The sequence below is a fragment of the Neisseria zoodegmatis genome (genome assembly GCF_900187305.1).
GTDB classification, from domain to species: Bacteria; Pseudomonadota; Gammaproteobacteria; order Burkholderiales; family Neisseriaceae; genus Neisseria; species Neisseria zoodegmatis.
On record NZ_LT906434.1, the window covers coordinates 1,365,347 to 1,389,259 of the forward strand.

Here is a 23,913-nt window from a genome sequence, read left to right on the forward strand (position 1 = left end):
CTGTGATGCTGCTGCAAAACATTCTGCCTTTTACCCATGATTTGCTGCGCGCCCATATCCGCGCCGGCGATACCGTGCTTGACGGTACGGCAGGCAACGGCCACGATACGCTTTTGCTGGCGCAATGCGTGGGTGAGGGCGGCAAGGTTTGGGTGTTTGACGTTCAGGAGCAGGCATTAGCCGCAACGGCGAAACGCTTGCAGGATGAAGCCGTGCAGGCAAACGTGGAATATGTGCACGCCGGGCATGAAACGCTGGCAGATTATGTGCGCGAACCGCTGGCCGCTGCCGTATTCAATTTCGGCTGGCTGCCCGGCGGCGATAAAAGCATTACCACTCAAGCGGATACCAGCATCCGTGCATTAAATGCCGCTTTAACCTTGTTGAAAAAAGGCGGCTTGCTGGTCGCTGTGGTTTATCCCGGCCACGAGGCCGGTGCGCACGAGGCTTCGGCCATAGAAAGCTGGGCACGAACTTTGCCGCAGAAGCAGTATGCTGTTTTGAAATACGGTTTTATCAACCGGCAAAACCGCCCGCCTTATCTTTTGGCAATAGAAAAGCTGTCGTAACTTATCCTGCATGTTTCGGTTACAATAGGCCGTCTGAAAACACCGCTTGGGAATTTCCATATGCAATACCTGATTGTCAAACACAGCCACATGACTTTTGTGGTAATCACTGTTTTGCTGTTTAACCTGCGCTTTTGGATGCGCTGCGCCAACCCCGAAAAACCGCTGCCGAAAATCTTAAAAATCATTCCCCATTTCAACGACACCCTGCTGCTGTTTACCGGCTTGTGGCTGATGCACATTACCCGTTTCATGCCTTTCGGTAATGCCGATTGGCTTGGCGTGAAACTCTTGCTGTTGCTGGCTTATATCGGCATGGGCATGGTTACCGTGCGCGCCCGTCCGCATACTGCGAAATTTTGGCTGGGCTATGCCGTTTCTATGACTTGCGTGGCGGCGATTGTTTATCTTGCCTGGTTCAAACCTTTTTAAGGCCGTCTGAAAATGCCGTCATCTTTTCCGCATATTGCCGTTATTGCTTTGGGAAGCAACCTCGATCAGCCCGAACAGCAGGTTATTTCTGCGCTGAACGCGATTTCAGCCCATCCTGAAATTGAACTGAAAAGCGTATCTTCACTCTATATTACCGCGCCGGTAGGTTATGCCGACCAGCCCGATTTTGTGAACGCGGTATGTATCGTAAACACGGCTTTAGACGGCAAAGCCTTACTCGCCGTTTTAAACCGTATCGAGCACGATTTCGGCCGCGAGCGCAGTTTCCGCAATGCGCCGCGCACTTTGGATTTGGACATTATCGATTTCAACGGCGAGTTTAGCGACGATCCGCATCTCACTTTGCCGCACCCCCGCGCGCACGAGCGCAGTTTTGTGATGCGTCCATTGGCGGAAATCGCGCCGGATTATGTGATCGGCAAGCACGGCTGCGCTGCGGATTTGGCTGCAGAACTCGGCAGCGAAGGTATCCGCTTAAAAACATAACGCCGTGATAAGAAAGGCTGCCCTCAATATAAAATTCAGACGGCCTCATCAACGTATTCAATATTCAAACAGACAGTTTCAATTGAAAGAAAGATTATTCAAATGCATCATCGTTACATTGTGGTGGAAGGTTCTATCGGCAGTGGCAAATCCGAATTAAGCCGCCGTTTGGCAGAATATTTCAATGCCTTACACTTAACCGAAAGCCCCGAGCGCAATCCTTTTTTAGAACAGTTTTACCTGAATGCAGCCAATCACGGCTTGGCGACCGAACTGTTTTTTCTGATGCGCCGTGCGGAAGCGGTGGAAGTGATTAATGAAGAAGAAGAAAAAAACGAGCTGATCATTGCCGACTTTCTGCTTGAAAAAGACCAGATTTTTGTGCCCGTGCTGCTCAAAGGCAACGACCCGGCCAACGAGCAAACGCTTTTTTGGCAGATGAAGCGCAAAATTATGCCCGAATATCCCGTGCCCGATTTGGTGATTTATCTCCAAACTTCTGATGAAAACGCACAAAAACGCTTGCAGAAACGCAATAGCGGCACGCTTAATCTTTTCCCTGCCGGTTATTTGAAACAGATTCAAGACGAATACCGCCGCTTCTTCCATCTGTATCAAAATGCGCCGCTGTTGATTGCCAACGCCGACGAGTTGGACTTCATCAATAACGATGAACATTTTGAAATGCTGTTGCGTGCGATGAGCGATATGCAGGGCAGCCGCCATTATTTGAATCTGAGCGAAGTGTAAGAGCCTGATAACACAAACAGTATTCAGCTTTTGAGTAAATAAAACGGTGCTTCAACCATTTGAAGCACCGTTTTTGTTTGTATCTGCTTGGGAGGGCTGTGATTACAAACCGATTTTATCCAATACATAGTCAATATCTTTATCGCCGCGGCCGGATAAGTTGACCAAAAGTCTCTTATCGCTGCCCAGTTCTGCCGCGCGGCGCAAGGCATAGGCGATGGCGTGTGAGGATTCGAGCGCGGGGATGATGCCTTCTTCGCGCGACAAAGCCATAAATGCTTCCAAACATTCGGCATCGGTAGCCGTTTCATAACGGCCGCGGCCGGTGTCTTTCAGATGGCAGTGTTGCGGGCCGACGCCGGGGTAGTCCAAGCCCGATGCAATCGAATGCACGGCGGCGGGTGTGCCGTCTTCTTCCTGCAAGTAGTAGCAATTGAAGCCCTGAATATTGCCGAATTTGCCTAAAGTCATGGTGGCGGCGTGGCGTCCGGGTTTGTCCAAACCTTCTCCGGCGGGTTCTACGCCGACCAAGGCTACTTCTTTGTCGTCTAGGAACGCGTTAAACAGACCAATGGCGTTGGAACCGCCGCCTACGCAGGCAATCACTTCATCGGGTAGGCCGCCGTAGAGCTGCTGAAATTGGTCGCGGGCTTCGTGTCCGATAATCGATTGGAAATAAGCCACCATCTCGGGATAGGGCGCCGGGCCAACTACCGAGCCGATGGCAAACATGCTGTCGGCAGGCGCTTTGATATAAGCGTCAAAAGCGCTGTCCACCGCTTCTTTTAAAGTGCCCGCACCTGCCGACACGGGAACGATTTTCGCACCGAGAATTTTCATGCGCGACACGTTGGGATGCTCTTTGGCGATATCGACAACGCCCATGTGGATTTCACACTCAATACCCAACAAGGCAGACGCAGTAGCCAAGGCTACGCCGTGCTGGCCGGCACCGGTCTCCGCAATCACTTTTTTCTTACCCAGCTTTTTCGCCAGCAAGACTTCACCCAAACAATGGTTGATTTTGTGTGCGCCCGTATGGTTGAGGTCTTCGCGTTTCAAATAAATTTGCGCACCGCGTTTGGATAAAGTACGGGCCTGATAAATAGGGCTGGGGCGGCCGACATAAGTGGTCTGCAAGCGTTTCATTTCATTGATAAATTCATCGTCACGGATAATGGCACGAAAGCCTTGTTCGATTTCTGCCAGAGCTTTGGCCAATTCGGGATGGCCGATTTTGCCGCCGTGTTTGCCGAAATTGCCGTCGTTATCGGGCAGGATAAGGGGATTCAGTTGTTCGCTTGCCATGAAACTTCCTTTATGAATAGGGTCGGTCACAAAATAAATAAGTATGAGTATCGCATTGATGAGTTCATGCGGTAAATAGTGGAGATAACAAGGCCGTCTGAAAAATTTTCCGGCCAAGATGAATCAGATTGCAGACCGTTTCAGACGGCCTGTATAAGTCAGTCGGAGCCTATCTATCTTCAAGGTTTAAAGCTGCATGTTTGCTTTTATACTTTTATAGCTGAAAAATGCTTGGGGCAATATATCAAAGAAAGCAAACCCTATTTCAGTTAAAATAGCCGCTTTTTGCACTCCGCCCCGTTTTCCCATGATCGAACTCAAAAACCTCACCCTCCAGCGCGGCCTGAAAGTGTTGCTCAACCAAGCCAACCTCACCATCAACCCCAACCAACGCGTCGGCTTAATCGGCAAAAACGGCACTGGCAAATCGAGCCTGTTTGCCCTGATTAAAGGCGAAATCACACAGGATACGGGCGATGTGCAGATTCCCAAACATTGGAAAATGGCGGCGGTGGCGCAGGAAACGCCCGCATTGGATACTTCGGCTTTGGACTACGTTTTGCAGGGCGATGCCGAGTTGCAGCAATTTCAGACGGCCTTGGCAGAAGCCGAAGCACAAAACGACGGCATCAAAATCGCCGAATGGCATGCCAAGCTCGAAGAAGTCGATGCCTACACCGCGCCCGCCCGTGCCGCCAAGCTGTTGAGCGGATTGGGTTTTGCTCAGGAAGAACACAGCAAGCCCGTGAAAGCCTTTTCAGGCGGCTGGCGTATGCGTTTGAATTTGGCCCAAGCCCTGATGTGCCGTGCCGATTTGCTGCTGCTCGACGAACCGACCAACCACTTGGATCTCGAAACCGTGCTGTGGTTGGAAAACCATCTCGCAAGCCTGCCGTGCACCCAAATCATCATTTCGCACGACCGCGATTTTCTGAATGCCACCACTACGCAAACCGTTGAATTATCGAATCAGAAGCTCACCCAATACGGCGGCAACTACGATTTTTACCAAACCGAACGCGCCCAGCGTTTGGCGCAACAGCAGGCCGCGTATGTGAAGCAGCAAACGCAGATCAAGCATTTGCAATCGTTTATCGACCGCTTCAAAGCCAAAGCCACCAAAGCTACGCAAGCGCAAAGCCGCATGAAAGCGTTGGCCAAACTGGAGCGCATCGCCCCCGCGCATCTCGACAGCGAATTTTCATTTGAATTTGAAACGCCCGCACACTTGCCCAACCCTCTGTTAAAAATGGATAAAGCCGATTTAGGCTATGGCGATACGGTAGTGCTGAACGACATTACCTTATCGCTGGAAAGCGGCGCACGCTACGGATTGCTGGGTGTGAACGGCAGCGGAAAATCTACCTTTATCAAAGCCTTGGCCGGAGAATTGGCTTTATTGTCCGGCCAGATGGTGAAATCCGAAAAGCTCAATATCGGCTATTTCGCCCAGCACCAGCTTGACACCCTGCGCGACGACCAAAGCCCCGTTTGGCACATCCAGCAGCTTTCTCCCGATGTGCGCGAGCAGGAAATCCGCAATTTTCTCGGCGGCTTCAACTTTGTCGGCGATATGGCTTTGCAGAAAATCGAACCTTTTTCCGGCGGTGAAAAAGCGCGGCTGGCATTGGCGATGATTGTGTGGCAAAAGCCCAATCTGCTGCTGCTCGACGAACCGACTAACCACCTCGATTTGGATATGCGCCACGCGCTTACCGTGGCTTTGCAGAGTTTTCAGGGTGCATTGATCGTGGTGTCGCACGATCGCAGCCTGCTCGAAGCCACCACCGACAGCTTTCTGTTAATCGACAAAGGCCGTCTGAAAAACTTCGACGGCGATTTGAACGATTACCGCCAATGGCGTTTGGCGCAGGAAAATGCGGCTGCTGCTCCCGCAGCTTCGGCACAAACCCAAAGCCGCAAAGACACCAAACGCCTCGAAGCGCAGATACGGCAGGAAAAAGCCAAACGCACTAAGCCTGTTCTGCACAAAATAGATAAAGCAGAAAAAGAAATGGCGGAGCTAAACGAAGTTCAAACGGCATGTGAAACATTTTTGTCACAAGAAGATGCTTATTTGGAAGAGAATAAAGTAAAGCTTCAGCAAGTGCTCGCTAATTTAGCTGATGTTAAGGTAAAATTGAGTAAACTTGAGGAGAGTTGGTTAGGTTGGCAAGAAGAGCTGGAACAAATTGAAAACGAGATTGAAACACAATTTTCAGCTGCCCCATCAAGTTGATCTTAAATAACCATGAATAACCATTAAATTACGGGGTTTTATTATGTCTTATACATCATTCAAACAGGCTATTTTATTGTTGGCAGCCAGCGAAGTGCTTTTGTCGCAAAAATCAGAAGCGGGCGAGCCTATTAAAGTTGCATTGGAGCCGGAGCTGGTGGCAGATGCACAGCCTTCCTCTCTCTATGCGGCAAGCGATAGAATTTAATTGAATCCGGATTGCAGTATCCATGCAGATGGATTATGCTTTTGGCCGGTTAGCCGTAAGCGTTTAAATAACTTTTTCTGTGTCTGTTTTGCGCAGTATTGTTAAAGAACGTTACGCAAAAGAATACGGATAATGGATAGATCAAAGAAAGCTGCTCTTATTTGGCTTGTCATACAGCTTTATGTTGGTGCAATGTCAGATAAAGCAGCTTTGATGTTTCCAATTTTCTTTTTTCTTTGTGCGGCTGATTTCATATCGGAGAACAACAGATCGGCTGTTTATTGGTTTGTACAAAGGCCGTCTGAAAGAAGCTTTACATGCCAAGCTCAAGCACGAATGTGATTAAGCAAGGTTTGGCTTTGCTTGATTTTTAGCGTTGGAAGCTTGGTTTCTGTATTAAAGATATTTGAATAATATGAAAAAATTAATCGGGATTGGTACGTTTTTACTGTTGGGGCTGTCAGGAATTCAGACGGCCTCTGCCAAAATTTATACCTGTGTGGTGAATGGTCAGATTACCTATACTTCCAAACGCATCGGCAATTGCCAAGCCGCAGATTTGCCGTCTATCGGTCGATATAGCAGCACCCGTTATGACCAACCCCAATATGTGCAGAGTCAGGCTGCGGAACCTAAAAAGCGGCCGGCAGAAAAAGCGCCATCCTCTAAAAACCAAGCCAAAGCCACGCCGGTGCAAGCCAAGGCTTCTCTGCCGCCTGTGGCACCTAAATCGTCTGGTAATAACAGCCGCCGTTCTATCTTGGAGCAAGAATTGGCCAATGAACGCAAAGCTTTAACAGAAGCGCAGCAATCGTTAGCATCTGCGCGCGCGGCGAAAAACGGCAATATTGATCAGCAGCAAATTACCCAACTTCAAGGCAGCGTACTCGACCGCCAGCAAAATATCCAAGCATTGCAGAGGGAATTGGGGCGTATGTGATGGTGAGGCCGTCTGAAACCGCATGATGGTGCGGTTAGACTGGCTTGCCGTAAACATAACAGGATGCATTTGTTTGCTTTTCTTTTATAAGTAAACGCGTTATAATCAGTAAATTTTTCAATTTTCACGAAAAATGGCCACAGGGCCATTTTTTTGTTTTTGGAGTGTTATGGATATTCAAACCATTCTCGATAAAACCCTGCCGGGCTTGGGATATGAGCTCGTGGATTTTGAATTGACCGCGCAAGGCGACTTGCGTGTGTTCATCGATAAAGAAAGCGGTATTACCGTAGAAGACTGCGCAACTGTCAGCAATCATTTAAGCCGTTTGTTTATGGTGGAAGACATTGACTACAAGCGCCTTGAGATTTCCAGCCCGGGCTTGGATCGTCCTTTGAAAAAGGCTGCTGATTTTGTACGTTTTGCCGGCCAGCAGGCCAAAATCAAAACGCGCCTGCCGATTGACGGGCAGAAAAACTTTATCGGCCGTATCGAGAGTTGTGAAAATAATATTGTGCGCATTGAGTTTGACGGCAAAACAGCCGAGATTGAGCTGGAAAACATTGATCGTGCCCGTTTGCGCCCCGAGTTTAATTTTTAAGATATTTGAATTAACGGAGAATAATAAATGAGTCGTGAGATGCTGTTACTGGCAGAAGCCTTAGCCAGCGAGAAAAATGTTGATCCAGAAGTGGTATTCAGTGCATTGGAGTTTGCATTGAGCACTGCCGCCAAAAAGAAGAGCGGCCGCGAGAATATGGATGTGCGCGTGGAAGTTGACCGCGATACCGGCGAATATAAAACATTCCGCCGCTGGTTGATTGTGGCCGACGAAGACTACACCTATCCGGACGTAGAAAAAACCATCGAAGAAATCCAAGAAGAAATTCCGGGCACTACCATCCAAATCGGCGAATATTATGAAGAACCGATGGAAAACGAAGGCTTCGGCCGCCAAGCTGCCCAAACTGCCAAACAAATTATTCTGCAACGCATTCGTGATGCGGAGCGCGAGCAAATTTTAGAAGAATTTTTGGCTCGTAAAGAAGATATTGTTATGGGTACGGTCAAGCGTGTCGAGCGTCACGGTGCCATCATCGAAATCGGTAAGCTGGATGCTTTGCTGCCGCGCGACCAAATGATTCCGCGCGAGAATTTCCGCAACGGCGACCGCGTGCGCGCCCTGTTTTTGCGGGTAGACGAAATCGGTGCGTCAGGCCGCAAGCAAGTGATTTTGAGCCGTACTTCGCGTGATTTTCTGGTGAAACTGTTTGCCATGGAAGTGCCTGAAATCGAAGACGGCTTGTTGGAAATTAAAGAAGCCGCCCGCGACCCCGGCCACCGTGCCAAAATCGCCGTTAAAGCAAATGACCAACGTATCGACCCGCAAGGTACTTGTATCGGCGTGCGCGGTTCTCGTGTGAATGCGGTAACCAACGAGCTTTCTGGCGAGCGCATCGACGTTGTGTTGTGGTCTCCCGAAACCGCCCAGTTTGTGATTAATGCATTATCACCCGCCGAAGTAACCCGCATCCTGATTGATGAAGACAAGCATGCGGTAGATGTTGTGGTTGCCGAAGATCAATTGGCGCTGGCCATCGGTCGCGGCGGACAAAACGTGCGCTTGGCGGCTGACTTGACCGGTTGGCAATTGAACATTATGACGGTTGCCGAAGCCGAAGAACGCAACGCCGCCGAAGATGCCGCCATCCGCAACCTGTTTGTAGAACATTTGAATGTGGACGAAGAAACGGCCGACATTCTCGTGCAGGAAGGTTTTGCTACTTTGGAAGAAGTAGCCTATGTGCCTGCTGCCGAATTGCTGGAAATCGAAGGTTTTGACGAAAATATTGTAGAAACCTTGCGTAACCGTGCCCGCGACGCGATTCTGACGTTGGCCATTGCATCTGAAGAAAAACTGGAAGATGTAGAAGAAGATATGCGTAATCTCGACGGTATCGATCAAGACATGTTGCGTGATCTGGCTCAGGCCGGCATTACCACGCGCGACGATCTGGCTGAACTGGCGGTAGACGAATTGATTGAAATTACCGGAGTAAGCGAGGAAGAAGCCAAGAAAGTAATTTTGGCAGCCCGCGAACATTGGTTCACCGAAGAAAACTAAGGGGGTAATAGTATGAGTAACACAACAGTAGAACAATTTGCCGCCGAACTTAAAAAACCCGTCGACGATTTATTGAAACAATTAAAAAGTGCAGGTGTGCATAAAAACAGCGGCAGCGACAGCATCACATCTGACGATAAACAGCTATTGCTGGCTTATCTGAAAAAATCGCACGGCAGTGAAGGCGGCACTATCAGCATCAGCCGCAAAAAAGCTGAAGTCAGCACTGTTGGCGGCGTACAAGTGGAAACCCGCCGCCGTAGCCGAAAAGTGATTGTACCTTCTGCCGACGAATTGGCTGCCGAAGCGAAAGCCAAGGCCGCAGCCGAGCAGGAAGAAGCGCGCAAAGCAGCCGAAGCTGCTGCACAGGCGGAGAGCGAAGCGGCTGCTAAAGCAGATGCCGAACGTGCGGCTGCCGAAAAAGCCAAAGCCGAAGAAGAAGCGGCCAAATTAAAAGCAGCTCAGGCACGCACCGAGCAGGCTGCCGAAGAAAAAGCAGTTGAAAAGAAAGCCGCCGAAGAGAAAGCCCAAGAGGCTGTTCAGACGGCCAAAGCAGAGAAGCCGGCCAAGCAAGGCAAACACAAAGAGCCGAAAAAACAAGCCGCCCCTGCGGTTATCCGGCCGGTAGTAAGCGCGGAAGAACAAGCACAGCGTGATGAAGAAGCCCGCCGTGCCGCTGCCATGCGTGCGCATCAGGAAGCCTTGTTGAAAGAGAAGCAAGAGCGTCAAGCACGCCGTGAAGCCGTGAAACTTCAGGCGCAACAGGAAGCGAAAGCAGCCAAAGAAGGCAAAGCGGCCGAACAGCGTTCCGCCAAGCCGAGCGAAAAAGCGCCTTTGGCTTCTACTTCGAGCAAAGCCGGTGTGCCTGCGCGTGCCAAGAAAGAAGACCGCCACAACCGTGATGAGATGGAAAGCCGTCCGCGCGGCGGCAAAGATAAAGGCAAAGGCCGTAATCAGAATGCCAATCAGGAAGAGCGCGTGCGCGGCGGCAAAAAAGGCAAAAAACTCAAGCTGGAGCCGAACCAACATGCTTTCCAAGCGCCGACCGAGCCGGTGGTACATGAAGTGTTGGTGCCTGAAACCATTACCGTGGCGGATTTGGCGCACAAAATGGCCGTTAAAGGCGTAGAAGTGGTTAAGGCGCTGATGAAAATGGGCATGATGGTTACCATCAACCAGTCCATCGACCAAGATACTGCATTGATTGTGGTTGAAGAATTAGGCCACATCGGTAAGCCTGCCGCTGCCGACGATCCCGAAGCCTTCTTGAGCGATGATGCCGAAACCGCTGCAACGGCAGAGCAATTCCCGCGTCCGCCGGTTGTTACCGTAATGGGTCACGTTGACCACGGTAAAACCTCGTTGCTCGACTACATCCGTCGCGCCAAAGTGGTGCAAGGCGAAGCGGGCGGCATTACCCAGCATATCGGTGCTTATCATGTGGAAACCCCGCGCGGTGTGATTACGTTCTTGGATACTCCGGGTCACGAAGCGTTTACCGCCATGCGTGCCCGCGGTGCCAAAGCCACCGACATTGTGATTCTGGTAGTGGCCGCCGATGACGGCGTGATGCCGCAAACCATCGAAGCTATTGCCCACGCGAAAGCGGCGGGCGTGCCGATTGTGGTGGCAGTGAACAAAATCGATAAAGAGGCAGCCAACCCCGAGCGCATCCGCCAAGAGTTGACGGCGCATGAAGTTGTGCCGGACGAGTGGGGCGGCGATGTGCAGTTTGTCAATGTATCGGCCAAACAAGGTTTGAATATTGATGCGCTGCTGGAAGCCGTGCTGCTGGAAGCCGAAGTGTTGGAACTGACTGCTCCGGTTGATACGCCTGCCAAAGGTATCATCGTTGAAGCGCGCTTGGATAAAGGACGCGGTGCGGTGGCAACCTTGCTGGTTCAAAGCGGTACGCTGAAAAAAGGCGATATGCTGCTGGCCGGTACCGCGTTCGGTAAGATCCGCGCGATGACCGATGAAAACGGCAAACCGATTGAAGAAGCCGGCCCGTCGATTCCTGTGGAAATCCTCGGTTTGTCCGATGTGCCGAATGCAGGCGAAGATGCTATGGTGTTGGCAGACGAGAAAAAAGCCCGTGAAATCGCGTTGTTCCGCCAAGGCAAATTCCGCGATGTGCGTTTGGCCAAACAACAGGCGGCCAAGTTGGAAAACATGTTCAGCAACATGGGCGAGCAGGCGCAATCGCTGTCGGTTATCATCAAAGCCGACGTTCAAGGTTCGTACGAAGCACTTTCGGGCAGCCTGAAAAAACTGTCTACCGACGAAGTGAAAGTCAACGTGCTGCACAGCGGCGTGGGCGGTATTACCGAGTCTGACGTTAACCTTGCGATTGCGTCCGGCGCATTCATCATCGGTTTTAACGTGCGTGCCGACGGTTCCGCACGCAAGCTGGCCGAGAGCGAAGATGTGGAAATCCGCTACTACAACATCATCTATGATGCCATCGACGATGTGAAGGCAGCCATGAGCGGCATGTTGGCACCGGAAGAGAAAGAGCAAGTGATCGGTACGGTGGAAATCCGTCAGGTAATCAGCGTGTCGAAAGTGGGCAATATTGCCGGCTGTATGGTTACCGACGGTATCGTGAAGCGCGATTCGCACATCCGCCTCATCCGCAACAACGTGGTTATCCATACTGGCGAGCTGGCCTCGTTGAAGCGCTTCAAAGACGACGTTAAAGAAGTGCGCATGGGCTACGAATGCGGCCTGATGCTGAAAAACTTCAATGAGATTATGGAAGGCGACCAGCTGGAAGTATTTGAAATCGTAGAAGTGGCACGTTCGTTGTAATGGTGCCCGAACGGTAACAACAGGCCGTCTGAAAAGTTTTTGCGAAACTTTCAGACGGCCTTTCGCATATCGAGGTCAACCTCGTTATAATAAGTATTCCTCAATCAGAAACAGGCCGTCTGAAAAGCCATGACTACTATTAAAGAAAAAATCCTCGCCCAAGCCAAGAAAGACGGGGTGCAGGTTACCGCCTTGCGCGAACAGGTTTTGGACATCGTATTGCAGCAAACCGGAGTGATCAAAGCCTATAACGTGCTGTCGCAAATGCAGCAGCAGAGTGAAGGCGTAGTGGCTCCGCCTACTGCGTATCGGGCGTTGGATTTCTGGGCAGAACAGGGCGTGCTGCATAAAGTGGCTGCCGTCAACGGCTATGTGTTGTGCAGTCATGCTCAGCACGAATGCGATACGCATTGTCATGAGCATGGTGAAGCCGCACATCACAGCGCATTTATTCTCGTGTGTACCGAATGCGGAGAGGTTGACGAACAAACCCTCAGCAAAGAGTGGTCGGCGTTGTGCGCAGGTGTGGCGGCAAGCGGTTTTGTTTTGAAAGAAGAACATGTTGTATTAACAGGAGTGTGCAAAAAATGTCGGTAAAAAAAACCAAAGTCCACTTGATTTCGGGCTTTCTCGGTACGGGTAAAACGACTGCTCTGAAAAGTTTGATGGAACAAAAAGACCCGAATGAAAAATGGGTCATTATCGTGAACGAATTTGGCGAAATCGGCATCGACGGTGCCGTGTTGAGCAACAACGGCATTCCCGTTGCCGAAATTGCCGGCGGCTGCCTGTGTTGTACCGCCGGCCCGCAATTGGGTGCTACCGTGCAGAAAATGTTGCGTGATGCCCAACCCGACCGCCTGATGATTGAAGCCAGCGGTTTGGCACATGCCGCCAGCGTGATTGACGAATTGAAAGTCAAACCGCTCGACGAACAGCTTGAAATCGCCGCTGTGTTTACCGTGGTCGACCCGCGTCAGTTCGTTGATCCCAACTACGCACAACAGGCTTTGTATAAAGACCAGATCGGCGTGTGCGATGTGTTGGTGGCCAGCAAAACCGATTTGTGCACGCCCGGAGTATTGGCGGAATTCCGCGAAAAAGCAGCCAAACTCTTCCCACCCAAAGCCAAAGTGGTGGAAGTGGATAACGCCCAAGTGGATATCGCATGGCTGGAAATCCCCGTGGTGGAAAAATCCCGCTACCGCTTGAAAGCCTTGCCCGACAATACCATGGGCTATCAATCGCAAGGCTTTACCTTCCCGGCCGGGCAAGATTTCGACGGCGAACGCCTTACCAATTTTTTCAACGATCTGCCGAAATTTACCGAAGGTTTGGTGCGCGCCAAAGGCGTGTTTCAGGTAATGGGTACGTGGGTATGGCTCAACTGGGTGGACGGCAAATGGGGCGCGAACCAAGTTTCATGGCGGCGCGACAGCCGTTTCGAGCTGATTGCCAAAGCATTTGATGCGGATTTAATCGAGCAAAAACTCAAAGCAGCATTGGAATAATGCCCAAACCGGTTGAGGCCGTCTGAAAACATTTCATCGTAATTTGTCGATGCCGAAGTTTTCAGACGGCCTTTTCATGAGCGGTGCGAGTATTGACAAGCCCGAAGCAGGGTCATTATAGTGTTCGTCGAAATGCCTGTTTGGATATGATTTTTTTGATGTTTTTTTGCATGCAGATTTTACTGAAGGAGTCAGCAATGGCAACATTTGAACTGAAGAAAAGCGAAGGCGGTGAGTTTCATTTCAACTTCATTGGCGAAGAAGACAAAACCATTCTGCGCAGCGAGCAATACAGCAGCAAAGCTTCCGCGCAAAACGGTATCGAATCGGTGCGCAGCAACGCCGGCAACGATAGCCGTTACGAATTGAAAACCAGCAGTTCCGGCAAAGTTTATTTTAATTTGAAAGCCGCCAACGGGCAGGTTGTCGGCACCAGCATGATGTATGCCGGAGAAGCTGAGCGCGAAGCGGCCATTGCTCAGGTGAAGAACGGCGCGCCGCAGGCAGGTGTGGTGGAAGACTATTAAATCTTTGAGTTTGATTACTGCCAGCAATGAGCATGATTTTGCCCCCGGGTTTCAGCATAAATCCGGGGGTATTTGATGGCGCTTTTATCTTCCATTTCGGAAGATTTGCTCGGTTAAAATACAGGTTTCTCAGGTAATAAATTAAGCGTATTATCCGCCTTTTACGCTGGCGTCTGCCTACGCAGTCTGCTGTTTCAGGCAGGAAACGAACACAATTTAGGTAGGAACAATGAAGAAAATAGTTATCGCTTTGTCGGCCGCATTAGTGCTTGTCGCTTGTACATCGGGCGTGCCGAAACCCCGAACCGTGCCCGCTCTCGGGCAAACGGCTGGAAACTGGTTTCAGCTCACACAATACGATGCAGGCGGAAATGTGATTCAAAACAGCTTGTTGGCCGTCGAGCAAAACAAAGATTCGGTACGGTTTGTCCAAACCGATGCTTTGGGTGCGCCTTTATCCCGCCAAGTGCTCACGCAAAAAGGTTGGAGCAACGACGGGTTTGTGATGCCCAATGCCGCGGCGCGCCGTTTGTTTGGTGCCATGTTGCCGGTTTTGGCAGAAGATTCCGCCAGTGTTTATCCCGATTTGGAACGCCGAATGACCACCGAAAAAGGCGAGTGTTACCATCAACGCGGGCGCGAGCTGTGGTGTGTGCTGGGCGCGATGGAGCGCTGGCAGGTTACCTTCCCTGATCAGACAACATGGGCGGTAACGCCGATTCAAGAGTAAATCATCTCAGGAATACATCAAGAAATGAGCGATTCTGTTTATTTATCAGCACCTGCTTTGGTCAGCGCGATGGGAAGCGGTTTGCAAAACCATATTGACGCCTTATTTCATCCCGGCGGCGATTCTCCGCTGACTTTTTCTGACCAATGGGTGAAAGGGAAACGATATGCTTTCGGCGCGGTTGGGGAAACCTTGAGGCCGTTTCCCGAATCTCTTCCTGAAGCATTCCGCAGCAGAAACAATCAGTTGCTTTGGCATGCTTTGGCGCAGATCGAGCCGCAAATCGAGTATGCTGTATCCCGTTTTGGTGCGGAGCGCATCGGCGTCGTGATTGGTACGTCAACCAGCGGGGTGGATGAAAATATCGGAATGTTTGAACACGTCGCTCAAGGCGGAGATTGGCAGAGCGTGCCGTTTAAACAGGCTCAGCAGTTGATGTATGCGCCGGCGGAATTTGTGGCCGAAATGTATGGTTTGAAAAACCTGAATTACGTTGTATCTACCGCTTGCACATCGGGTGCGAGAGCATTAATCAGCGCCGCCCGCTTGTTGCGTGCAGGCTTGTGTGACGCGGTGGTTTGCGGAGGCGTGGATACGCTTTCTCCGTTAACCATCAATGGTTTCGCTTCGCTGGAAGTGTTGTCTTCAGGCTTGGCTACACCGTTTTCAGCCAACCGCAACGGCATCAATATCGGTGAAGGTGCGGCCGTTTTTGTGATGACGCGCGAAGCCGTGTTTGAAGACAGCCTGCCGCTGTTGGGCTATGGTTCGAGCAGCGATGCTTATCATATGTCGTCGCCTCGTCCGGACGGCTTGGGTGCGATAAAAGCTTTTCAGACGGCCTTAAAGCATGCAAGCATTGATGCCCATGATATTGGCTGGATTAATCTGCACGGCACCGGCACGCTGCATAATGACAGCATGGAGAGTATTGCCGTGGCGGAAGTATTCGGCGCCGATACGCCTTGCACTTCCACTAAACCATACACAGGCCATACGCTCGGTGCGGCCGGCGCAGTTGAAGCGGCATTTTTGTGGGGCATGGTCAGCCGCCATGTTAATCCCGAAGGAAAACTGCCGCCACAGTCGTGGGACGGTGTGCAAGACCAAGCGTTGCCGGAAATAGGTTTGACCGATGAAAACAGCTGTTGGCCGCAGCAGCGAAGAGTGGGCGCCAGTTCGTCATTCGCTTTCGGTGGCAGTAATGCCGTGTTGATTATTGGAGAATCGGTTTAAGTAAATACATTTGAGGCCGTCTGAAAATTTCAGACGGCCTCAAATGTATGTAAAGGCTTGAATATATTTGCAATGTTTCAAAGCGAATCGCTAATCGATCAAACTCAGCCCATCATTTCCAAACGTGCTTGCGGCGGAAGCAGCAACTGGTAAGCCGGTACGCCCAAAGCTAAGGCCATTTTTTCAATATTCGACAGCGCGATATTCCAGCGTTTGCGCTCTACTGCGGAAACGTAGGTACGGTCAAGCCCGCATTGGCGGGCGAGTTCTTCTTGCGACCAGCCTTTGTTCACGCGGAACAGGCGCATATTGTAAGCCAACACCGCGCGTAAATCTGATTCATCGGGCAGCTCGGCAGGGGCGGTCAGTTTGTTGCTCATGATCTTTCCTTGTGAATTTGCTTTAACGGATTTTACTTCACATTGGGTAAGGAGGAAATACGGCGGATCAATCGGTTTTCGGCATATAAAAAATCGACGAAGAAACCGATAATGCCAAGCCTTTGACTTGCTTAATTGGTTTTTTCGCCGAGATATTGCGGTGTTACAAATAGGGTTTAGATTTCTTCATTCAGCGTTTCAAGTGGTTTTTCATCTGGAATCAACCAGTTGAGTATGATGGCGAGAATGGCGCACAAACCCACGCCGGCAAAGCTGACGGTGCCGAATTTAATCACCATGCCGCCCACGCCGGTAGTCAGCACGGAGCTGACGATGACCAGATTTTTGGGCCGCATCAAATCTACTTGAGCATCAATCAAGGTTTTCAAACCGAGTGAAGCGATGGTGCCGAACAGCAAAATCATGATGCCGCCCATTACAGGTAGAGGAATAGATGCCAAAAACGCATTGAATTTACCGAAAAACGCCATACAGATGGCAAATATGGCCGCCCAAGTCATGATGTAGGGGTTGCTGTTTTTGGTAATCATCACCGCGCCGGTTACTTCGCCATAAGTGGTTACGGGCGGGCCGCCGATCAAACCGGCCACGCACACGCCCAAGCCGTCGCCGGCGAGCGTTTTATCCAAGCCGGGGTCTTTAGCGTAATTGTTGCCGGTTACTTTGCCGATGGCCATCACGCCGCCGATGTGTTCGATGGCGGGTGCAATGGCAACGGGAAGCATAAACAGTGCGGCCTGCCAGTTGATTTGCGGCGTAACAAATTGAGGCACGGCAAACCAAGGCGCATCGGCAATCGGAGCGGTGTTAACCAATCCCAAAACCCATGCCGCAATGTAGCCTGCCGCCACGCCGATCAGGATGGGGATAAGCTTCATCATTTTGCTGCCGAACACGGCCACCACCACAGTTACCGCAAACGTAAAACCGGAAAGCATCAAAGATTGGGTATAGTCCACCACTTGTTTGCCGTCGGCCTGACCCATCGCCATTTGGCTGGCAACGACAGCAACTGATAGGCCGATAACCATAATCACGGGGCCAATCACCACCGGCGGCAACAAGCGGTTTACCGTTGCCAGCCCGCGCCACTTGATCAGCGCCGCAAAAACAAAATACATAAAACCTGCGGCAAACAGGCCGAACATCGTGGAAGGCAATCCCCATTCGCTGATGGAGTAGATAATCGGCGCGATAAAGGCAAAAGAAGAGCCGAGAAACACCGGCACTTTGAATTTGGTTACGGCTTGAAAAAGCAGCGTGCCGATACCTGCGCCCAAAAGCGCCAAGGCGGGGTTCAGCCCGGTCAACAGGGGCACGAGTACCATTGCACCAAATGCCACAAATAAAATCTGTGCACCGGAAACGGCAAGTTTAAGTTGTTGCATGTTAAGTTCCGTTAGCTATTGAAATCAAACGGTCGCAATTATAGCGCCGCCAAAGCATGTTGTGTTTACCTGTTTGCGCGGTTTCAGACGGCCTCAATAGCCAGCTTCTGTTTTGCCGTTCAAACAAAATCACTTGCAGAAACAGAGTGTGCCGATATAATCCGCCTTGGTATTTGTTTTCAGACGGCCTGTCAGTCACATGGAATGAATCAGGCCGTCTGAAAAATATTCAAACAGATTTGAAGTTAACAGTCTGTTAGCCTATTTTTTCAAAAGCTTCCTGCTGAAGAAGACAAGACAATGGATTTAAACCGAAAAATAATCGTCATCGACGGCCCCAGCGCGTCAGGAAAAGGCACAGTCGCCTCATTGGTTGCCGCCGCTTTGGGGTTCAATTATCTCGATTCCGGTGCGCTTTACAGGCTCACCGCTCTTTATGCTCAACAGCAAGGCGTTCAATGGAATGACGAAGAAGCATTGGCCAAGTTGGCGCAAAACCTGCCGGCCGAGTTTATCGGAAAAACTATCTTATTAGATGGCAAAGACGTATCAGATGCCATCCGCACCGAAGCCATAGGTATGGGCGCATCCGCTGTTGCCGGGTTGCCGAAAGTGCGCGAAGCATTGTTGCAGCGGCAGCGCGATTTTCTGACTGAAAAAGGCTTGGTCGGAGACGGGCGCGATATGGGCTCGGTCATTTTCCCAAACGCCGCTTTGAAAATATTTTTAACCGCCTCCGCCCGAATCAGAGCCGAGCGCAGAGCCAAGCAGATAGGCGAACCGCTTAACGGCGTGGCTTTTGAAAGAATATTGTCCGATATCGAAACGCGCGACGAGGCTGATCGTAAAAGACCGGTTGCCCCGCTAAAACAACTGCCCGATGCACACCTGCTGGATACAAGTGAAATGACCATTGATGAGGCAGTAAAAAAAGTGCTTGATTGGTATGCAGAAATCTAATTAGTGCTGTATAATGCCGCATTGTTTTTCAGACGGCCTCGCAATATGTTGAGGCCGTCTGAAAAACATTTTTGATTACATAAGCTTGTTGCGCCAAGGGCATCAGGCTTTTTTAAAACCAAACCCGCACCCCTTGGCGGTGTATTGAAAAGAGTTATATATGACTATGGAAAATTTTGCCCAGCTGTTGGAAGAAAGCTTTACCCTTCAAGAGATGAATCCCGGTGAAGTGATTACCGCTGAAGTAGTGGCAATCGACAACAACTTCGTTACCGTAAATGCCGGTTTGAAATCAGAATCTCTGATTGATGTAAACGAATTCAAAAACGCACAGGGCGAGATTGAAGTAAAAGTTGGCGATTTCGTTACCGTAACCATCGAATCAGTTGAAAACGGTTTCGGCGAAACTAAATTGTCTCGCGAAAAAGCCAAACGCGCTGCCGATTGGATTGCCTTGGAAGAAGCCATGGAAAACGGCGACATCCTGTCCGGAGTAATCAACGGCAAAGTAAAAGGCGGCCTGACCGTTATGATCAACAGCATCCGTGCCTTCCTGCCGGGTTCGCTGGTTGACGTACGTCCCGTAAAAGACACCTCACACTTTGAAGGCAAAGAAGTAGAATTCAAAGTGATCAAACTCGACAAAAAACGCAACAACGTTGTGGTATCGCGCCGTGCAGTTCTGGAAGTGACTTTGGGCGAAGAGCGCAAAGCACTGCTGGAAAACCTGCAAGAAGGCTCAGTGGTTAAAGGTATCGTTAAAAACATTACCGACTACGGTGCATTCGTTGACTTGGGCGGTATCGACGGTCTGTTGCACATCACCGACTTGGCATGGCGCCGCGTGAAACATCCGAGCGAAGTGCTGGAAGTTGGCCAAGAAGTTGAAGCTAAAGTATTGAAATTCGACCAAGACAAACAACGCGTTTCTCTGGGTATGAAACAATTGGGCGAAGATCCTTGGAGCGGCCTGACCCGTCGTTATCCGCAAGGTACCCGTCTGTTCGGTAAAGTGTCTAACCTGACCGACTACGGTGCATTCGTGGAAATCGAACAAGGCATCGAAGGTTTGGTACACGTTTCCGAAATGGACTGGACCAACAAAAACGTACATCCGAGCAAAGTTGTTCAGCTGGGTGACGAAGTAGAAGTAATGATCCTGGAAATCGACGAAGACCGCCGCCGCATCAGCTTGGGTATGAAACAATGCCAAGCTAATCCGTGGGAAGAGTTTGCCGCCAATCACAACAAAGGCGACAAATTGTCTGGCGCGGTTAAATCTATCACTGACTTCGGCGTATTCGTTGGCTTGCCCGGCGGCATCGACGGCTTGGTTCATCTGTCTGACCTGTCTTGGACTGAAACTGGCGAAGAAGCCGTACGCAAATACAAGAAAGGCGAAGAAGTGGAAGCCGTTGTATTGGCTATCGATGTTGAAAAAGAGCGCATCTCTTTGGGTATCAAGCAATTGGAAGGCGACCCCTTCGGTAACTTCATCAGCGTAAACGACAAAGGTTCTTTGGTAAAAGGTACTGCCAAATCAGTAGATGCCAAAGGTGCCGTTATCGCATTGTCTGACGAAGTTGAAGCTTACCTGCCTGCTTCCGAGTGGTCTAGCGAGCGCGTTGAAGATTTGCGTAACGTATTGAAAGAAGGCGAAGAAGTAGAAGCCGTTATTTCTACCGTTGACCGCAAAAACCGCAGCATCAAACTGTCTGTTAAAGCAAAAGACGCTAAAGAAAACCGCGATGCCTTGAATTCAGTTAATGCTGCATCAACTGCAAGTGCCGGTACGACCAGCTTGGGCGATTTGCTGAAAGCTAAACTGTCTGGCGATCAGGAGTAAGGTGCAGACATGACCAAGTCTGAATTAATGGTTCGTCTGGCAGAAGTATTCGCTGAGAAAAACGGTACTCAATTAGTGGCCAAAGATGTAGAGTACAGTGTAAAAGTTTTGGTAGATACCATGACTCGTTCACTGGCTAAAGGTCAACGTATTGAAATCCGAGGTTTCGGCAGCTTCGATCTGAACCGCCGTCCGGCTCGTATTGGCCGTAACCCTAAAACCGGTGAGCGTGTGGAAGTGCCCGAAAAATTCGTGCCCCACTTCAAGCCGGGTAAAGAGTTGCGCGAGCGCGTCGACCAAGCGATGTCAGACAAATAAGCAATACAAAACAAACGCTGCAGAAATGCAGCGTTTTTCTTTTGTAGATTTGGCATGTAAGCTTGCTTAGATAGTATTTGTGGGCAAGCACTTTAATGTCAGAAGTTATTCTATTTAAAGAATAATGAAACAAACCAAACCTCATTCGGTAATAAACGCTTGGAGGCCGTCTGAAATCATTTATAATGGCAAGCCTGTTTATCTGCTTTAAATAATAATGATGAATAATAAAGAAAATCGGTTTGTAGCACCTGATTTCAGCAATCATAGTCCGCTTACTTGGTATCAGGCTGCTTCCGAGCAGCCGGCGTTTATTCGCGATGAAGCACAAGCCAAGGCCATCGAATATCTCGACCGTTTGTGGACGGAGTTGATGATGTTTAAGCGTAAACGCAACCGCTTTTTAGGCCGAAGTTTGCGCTCACCTCAGTTGCCGAAGGGGTTGTATTTTTATGGCGGAGTGGGTAGAGGTAAAAGCTTTTTGATGGATGTGTTTTACGGCTGCTTGCCTTATCGCCGCAAACGCCGTGTGCATTTTCACGCGTTTATGGCTGAAGTGCACAAACGCATGAAAGCTTTGAAAAGCGAAGCCAATCCTTTGAAAGCCGTAGCTGCTGAAATTGCCAAAGAAACACGGGTATTGTGTTTCGATGAATTTCATGTGAGCGATATTGCAGATGCAATGATTTTGGGCAGGCTTTTGGAAAACCTGTTTGAAAACGGAGTGGTTTTGGTGGCCACATCAAATTATGCACCTTCGGAACTGTATCCGCAGGGTCAAAATCGCAGTAGTTTTTTGCCTACCATTGCTTTGATTGAAAATAAGCTGACTGTTTTGAATGTGGATGGTGGCGAAGACTACCGCTTGCGTACTTTAAAGCCGGCTGAAGTATTCTATGTGCCGGATAATCAGGAAAATGAAGAAAAGCTCGCTGCTTTGTTTGCTCAAGTTGCACACGGCAAAACCAAGTCGCCCCAACCTGTCACCATACATGGCCGCGAGTTGATGTGTAATGCTCGAGACGATAAAGCGATTTGGTTTGATTTTCGTGCTTTGTGTTTTGGTCCTCGTTCTCAGGCGGATTATCTTTATTTGGCTGAAAACTTCGAAATGGTATTCGTATCGGGAATTGAGAAGCTGAATGAGAGTGAAAAAGCAGAAGCCCGCCGTTTGACATGGTTAATAGACGTGCTTTACGACTTCCGGGTTAAATTCTGTGCCACCAGCCAAGTGCTGGCGGAAGAAATTTATGTACAAGGTGATTTTGCGCATGAATTTGTCCGCACGGTAAGTAGGATGGTGGAAATGCAATCAGAAGAGTATTTGGCTCAGCCGCATTTGACATTGGGCGTCAAAAACAAAAAAAACGCTGATGTTTAACATAATACGGGTGGAGTTTGCTAAAATACATTCCTGGCTTTTTATTTAAGTTAATAACAATATAAAGGAACTTTCTTCATGGCTATCGAGCGTACCATTTCTATTATCAAGCCTGATGCAGTAGCTAAAGATGTTATCGGTCAAATTTATACTCGTTTTGAAAGCAACGGTTTGCGCATTGTTGCCGCTAAAATGAAACATCTGAGCACAAAAGAAGCTCAAGATTTTTATGCTGTTCATAAAGAGCGTCCTTTCTTTGCCGACTTGGTATCTTTCATGACCAGCGGCCCGGTAATGATTCAAGTTTTGGAAGGCGAAAATGCAGTAGCCAAAAACCGTGAATTGATGGGTGCTACCAATCCTAAAGAAGCAGCTGCCGGTACTATCCGTGCCGACTTTGCAGAATCTATTGATGCAAACGCTGTTCACGGTTCTGACAGCTTGGAAAATGCCGCTAAAGAGATTGCTTATTTCTTCAGCGAAAGCGAACTCTGCGCCCGCTAAACAAAGATTTGTTATTCTTCGGGCTGTCTGATTTTTTCAGACGGCCTGAAGGTTTTTAAATGGCAGCTTTAAAATATTAAGCTGGATCTATATATAAAGCTTTCATTTAAAAGCTTAAAGTTGAACATGAAAACCAATCTGCTGAATTTTGATTTAAACGGTTTGACCCAGTACTTTGCCCAAATGGGGGAAAAACCTTTCCGAGCCAAACAAGTCATGCGCTGGATGCATCAATCGGGTGTGTCTGATTTTGATGAAATGACTGACTTGGCGAAATCCTTACGGGCGAAGCTGCATGAGCATGCGGTAGTGGAAGTACCGCAGTTAATGGCTGCCCAAGAATCTTCAGACGGCACACGCAAGTGGTTGCTGGATGTCGGCACCGGAAATGGTGTGGAAACCGTTTTTATTCCCGAAGCAGAACGCGGAACCTTGTGTATTTCGTCTCAAATAGGTTGTGCATTAGAGTGCACATTTTGTTCGACAGGCCGCCAGGGCTTCAATCGGAATTTGAGTACGGCCGAAATTATCGGTCAATTGTGGTGGGCAAATAAAGCTTTAGGTGTTACGCCGAAAAACGAGCGGATCATTTCCAATGTTGTGATGATGGGCATGGGTGAGCCGCTGGCGAATTTTGATAACGTAGTTACTGCCTTGAGCATCATGTTGGACGATCACGGTTATGGTTTGTCTCGCCGCCGTGTAACTGTTTCTACCTCCGGTATGATTCCGCAAATGGATAGATTGAAAGAAGTCATGCCGGTGGCTTTGGCTGTTTCATTACATGCTTCCAATGATGCGGTTCGTGATCAGATTGTGCCGTTAAATAAAAAATATCCTTTGAAAGAATTAATGTCGGCATGCCGACGCTATTTGGAAAAAGCGCCGAGAGATTTTGTTACCTTTGAATATGTGATGCTGGACGGCGTGAATGATCAGGTACAACATGCAAAAGAGTTAATCCAGCTTGTGCGAGACGTGCCGTGTAAATTTAACCTGATACCTTTCAATGCATTTCCGAATTCAGGCTACAACCGTTCGAGCAATGCCAATATCCAAGTATTCCGGGATATTTTGCAGCAAGCTGGATTCGTAGTAACGGTCAGAAAAACTCGTGGTGACGATATTGACGCTGCTTGCGGGCAGCTTGCCGGTCAGGTGAAAGATAAAACACGCAGGCAACAAAAATGGCAGCAAGTTTTGCTGGAACAAAGAGGTTGAT

24 protein-coding genes are annotated in these 23,913 nt (G+C 49.5%); 21 read left to right on the forward strand and 3 right to left on the reverse strand.

Annotated features, from left to right (window positions below; translation table 11 throughout):
- Window positions 1-5: 5 nt before the first annotated feature.
- The 4 genes from CKV66_RS06425 to CKV66_RS06440 all read left to right on the forward strand — a co-directional run bounded on the left by CKV66_RS06425 (window position 6) and on the right by CKV66_RS06440 (window position 2,258).
- Entirely contained in the window at window positions 6-569 is a 564-nt protein-coding gene (locus CKV66_RS06425) for a class I SAM-dependent methyltransferase (protein ID WP_085363798.1), read from the forward strand.
- Between the two features lie 60 nt (window positions 570-629).
- A complete protein-coding gene (locus CKV66_RS06430) occupies window positions 630-1,001 on the forward strand; it encodes a SirB2 family protein (RefSeq protein WP_085363797.1) in 372 nt (123 codons plus the stop codon).
- A 12-nt stretch (window positions 1,002-1,013) separates the two neighbouring features.
- The gene (folK, locus tag CKV66_RS06435; RefSeq protein ID WP_085363796.1) at window positions 1,014-1,508 is read left to right on the forward strand and encodes a 2-amino-4-hydroxy-6-hydroxymethyldihydropteridine diphosphokinase; all 495 of its coding nucleotides are present in this window, start codon (window positions 1,014-1,016) and stop codon (window positions 1,506-1,508) included.
- Between the two features lie 102 nt (window positions 1,509-1,610).
- Entirely contained in the window at window positions 1,611-2,258 is a 648-nt protein-coding gene (locus CKV66_RS06440; RefSeq protein ID WP_085363795.1) for a deoxynucleoside kinase, read from the forward strand.
- A 102-nt stretch (window positions 2,259-2,360) separates the two neighbouring features.
- On the opposite strand, the gene trpB is transcribed toward CKV66_RS06440, so the two are convergent.
- Entirely contained in the window at window positions 2,361-3,566 is a 1,206-nt protein-coding gene (trpB, locus tag CKV66_RS06445; RefSeq protein WP_085363794.1) for a tryptophan synthase subunit beta, read from the reverse strand.
- Window positions 3,567-3,873: 307 nt separating this feature from the next.
- On the opposite strand from trpB, the gene CKV66_RS06450 reads away from it, so the two are divergent.
- The 11 genes from CKV66_RS06450 to CKV66_RS06500 all read left to right on the forward strand — a co-directional run bounded on the left by CKV66_RS06450 (window position 3,874) and on the right by CKV66_RS06500 (window position 15,893).
- Window positions 3,874-5,805, forward strand: coding sequence for an ABC-F family ATP-binding cassette domain-containing protein (locus CKV66_RS06450; RefSeq protein WP_085363793.1), 1,932 nt, complete (start codon window positions 3,874-3,876; stop codon window positions 5,803-5,805).
- A 43-nt stretch (window positions 5,806-5,848) separates the two neighbouring features.
- A complete protein-coding gene (locus tag CKV66_RS12185) occupies window positions 5,849-6,013 on the forward strand; it encodes a hypothetical protein (protein WP_157739154.1) in 165 nt (54 codons plus the stop codon).
- 415 nt (window positions 6,014-6,428) lie between these two features.
- Window positions 6,429-6,953, forward strand: coding sequence for a hypothetical protein (locus tag CKV66_RS06460; protein WP_085363791.1), 525 nt, complete (start codon window positions 6,429-6,431; stop codon window positions 6,951-6,953).
- A gap of 169 nt (window positions 6,954-7,122) precedes the next feature.
- Window positions 7,123-7,554, forward strand: a complete 432-nt coding sequence (rimP, locus tag CKV66_RS06465) for a ribosome maturation factor RimP (RefSeq protein ID WP_085363790.1) — start codon at window positions 7,123-7,125, stop codon at window positions 7,552-7,554.
- Between the two features lie 27 nt (window positions 7,555-7,581).
- Window positions 7,582-9,078, forward strand: a complete 1,497-nt coding sequence (gene nusA, locus CKV66_RS06470; RefSeq protein ID WP_085363789.1) for a transcription termination factor NusA — start codon at window positions 7,582-7,584, stop codon at window positions 9,076-9,078.
- A 12-nt stretch (window positions 9,079-9,090) separates the two neighbouring features.
- Window positions 9,091-11,889, forward strand: a complete 2,799-nt coding sequence (gene infB / locus CKV66_RS06475; protein WP_085363788.1) for a translation initiation factor IF-2 — start codon at window positions 9,091-9,093, stop codon at window positions 11,887-11,889.
- A gap of 129 nt (window positions 11,890-12,018) precedes the next feature.
- Entirely contained in the window at window positions 12,019-12,486 is a 468-nt protein-coding gene (locus tag CKV66_RS06480; RefSeq protein ID WP_085363787.1) for a Fur family transcriptional regulator, read from the forward strand.
- A complete protein-coding gene (locus CKV66_RS06485) occupies window positions 12,477-13,400 on the forward strand; it encodes a CobW family GTP-binding protein (protein ID WP_085363786.1) in 924 nt (307 codons plus the stop codon). Before CKV66_RS06480 ends, CKV66_RS06485 begins: the two co-directional genes overlap by 10 nt.
- A 197-nt stretch (window positions 13,401-13,597) precedes the next feature.
- Window positions 13,598-13,927: a YegP family protein gene (locus CKV66_RS06490; protein ID WP_085363785.1), complete on the forward strand. Its 330-nt coding sequence runs from the start codon at window positions 13,598-13,600 to the stop codon at window positions 13,925-13,927.
- A gap of 229 nt (window positions 13,928-14,156) precedes the next feature.
- Window positions 14,157-14,657 carry a hypothetical protein gene (locus CKV66_RS06495; protein ID WP_085363784.1) on the forward strand — a complete coding sequence of 167 codons (501 nt, stop codon included), beginning with the start codon at window positions 14,157-14,159 and terminating at the stop codon, window positions 14,655-14,657.
- 24 nt (window positions 14,658-14,681) lie between these two features.
- Window positions 14,682-15,893 carry a beta-ketoacyl-ACP synthase gene (locus tag CKV66_RS06500; protein ID WP_085363783.1) on the forward strand — a complete coding sequence of 404 codons (1,212 nt, stop codon included), beginning with the start codon at window positions 14,682-14,684 and terminating at the stop codon, window positions 15,891-15,893.
- 104 nt (window positions 15,894-15,997) lie between these two features.
- Here CKV66_RS06500 and CKV66_RS06505 read toward each other — a convergent pair whose 3' ends face one another.
- Both CKV66_RS06505 and CKV66_RS06510 read right to left on the reverse strand, forming a co-directional pair.
- Window positions 15,998-16,273: a helix-turn-helix domain-containing protein gene (locus CKV66_RS06505; protein ID WP_085363782.1), complete on the reverse strand. Its 276-nt coding sequence runs from the start codon at window positions 16,271-16,273 to the stop codon at window positions 15,998-16,000.
- Window positions 16,274-16,449: 176 nt separating this feature from the next.
- On the reverse strand, window positions 16,450-17,682 hold the full coding sequence (locus CKV66_RS06510) for a uracil-xanthine permease family protein (RefSeq protein ID WP_085363781.1): 1,233 nt from the start codon (window positions 17,680-17,682) through the stop codon (window positions 16,450-16,452).
- Window positions 17,683-17,982: 300 nt separating this feature from the next.
- Here CKV66_RS06510 and cmk point away from each other — a divergent pair, with 300 nt between their 5' ends.
- From cmk to rlmN, 6 genes are all read left to right on the forward strand, one after another.
- Complete coding sequence (gene cmk / locus CKV66_RS06515) at window positions 17,983-18,642, forward strand: (d)CMP kinase (RefSeq protein WP_085363780.1); 660 nt, start codon at window positions 17,983-17,985, stop codon at window positions 18,640-18,642.
- A gap of 160 nt (window positions 18,643-18,802) precedes the next feature.
- Complete coding sequence (rpsA, locus tag CKV66_RS06520) at window positions 18,803-20,488, forward strand: 30S ribosomal protein S1 (protein ID WP_085363779.1); 1,686 nt, start codon at window positions 18,803-18,805, stop codon at window positions 20,486-20,488.
- 9 nt (window positions 20,489-20,497) lie between these two features.
- Window positions 20,498-20,806, forward strand: coding sequence for an integration host factor subunit beta (locus CKV66_RS06525; protein ID WP_054598636.1), 309 nt, complete (start codon window positions 20,498-20,500; stop codon window positions 20,804-20,806).
- 220 nt (window positions 20,807-21,026) lie between these two features.
- Window positions 21,027-22,187, forward strand: a complete 1,161-nt coding sequence (zapE, locus tag CKV66_RS06530) for a cell division protein ZapE (protein ID WP_085363830.1) — start codon at window positions 21,027-21,029, stop codon at window positions 22,185-22,187.
- 78 nt (window positions 22,188-22,265) lie between these two features.
- Entirely contained in the window at window positions 22,266-22,691 is a 426-nt protein-coding gene (gene ndk / locus CKV66_RS06535; RefSeq protein ID WP_085363778.1) for a nucleoside-diphosphate kinase, read from the forward strand.
- 126 nt (window positions 22,692-22,817) lie between these two features.
- Complete coding sequence (rlmN, locus tag CKV66_RS06540; RefSeq protein WP_085363777.1) at window positions 22,818-23,912, forward strand: 23S rRNA (adenine(2503)-C(2))-methyltransferase RlmN; 1,095 nt, start codon at window positions 22,818-22,820, stop codon at window positions 23,910-23,912.
- The last annotated feature ends 1 nt before the right edge of the window (window position 23,913 follow it).